Below are 658 nucleotides of genomic sequence, written 5' to 3' on the forward strand. Positions count from 1 at the left end.
GGCGTTAGGGCTGATCGTAGTGACCACCAATAGCGAAGATATAAATGAACTTGTCATCGAATCGATATATCAAACGATCTTTCTGTGATATCCGCTTAGACCACAGGCCAGAGAGGTTGTGCTTTAGAGGTTCAGGTTTTCCAAGGCCGGAGGAAGGGTCATCTGATCGCAGCATTTCCTTGAGCAATTTGCACAAGGCCTTGTGTAATCGTTTGTCCTTTGCGCGCATAACCTCATACGCTTCCCAGGTGTTGCCCTCAAATACCAGTGATCTCATCCATTTGCTCGCCAGTTGGTTTATAGCCTGTTCCACGGGTGTGGGTTTCAAGAGAGTCGGTAATCTGCTGCATGAGATTCTTGCTTTGGAGAACGTGAAGGGTTTCCTGTTCTCGCTCCCAGTCGTCGGCGCTCATCACCACGAAAGCCTCTCCGGCTCGTCGTGTTACCTTGAGCGGCTCATGCCTGCTAACTACTTGCTCTACAACACTTTTCAGGTTATCTCTGAATTTGTTTACGCTAATTGTGTCCATAAAGGCACCTTGATGTACGGGAATTCCGTACAAGTATACGGCAAAAGCCCTAACAAGGCCAAGCACGGCGACGGCTTTTTCGTTTCGGCTTTGCCTTCACTACAAAGCCGCGCGTGTTGGCGGCGTTA

At 49.2% G+C, this 658-nt stretch carries 2 protein-coding genes; both read right to left on the reverse strand.

Going from position 1 to position 658, the window contains the following annotated elements; all coding sequences use genetic code 11:
- Positions 1-4: 4 nt before the first annotated feature.
- Positions 5-277, reverse strand: a complete 273-nt coding sequence (locus tag HP566_RS04930; protein ID WP_249976146.1) for a Txe/YoeB family addiction module toxin — start codon at positions 275-277, stop codon at positions 5-7.
- On the reverse strand, positions 258-530 hold the full coding sequence (locus HP566_RS04935; RefSeq protein ID WP_249976147.1) for a type II toxin-antitoxin system Phd/YefM family antitoxin: 273 nt from the start codon (positions 528-530) through the stop codon (positions 258-260). The genes HP566_RS04930 and HP566_RS04935 overlap by 20 nt, the downstream gene beginning before the upstream one ends.
- Positions 531-658: the final 128 nt, after the last annotated feature.

It is taken from the genome of Vreelandella olivaria, from assembly GCF_023507745.1.
In the GTDB taxonomy this organism is placed as follows: Bacteria; Pseudomonadota; Gammaproteobacteria; order Pseudomonadales; family Halomonadaceae; genus Vreelandella; species Vreelandella olivaria_A.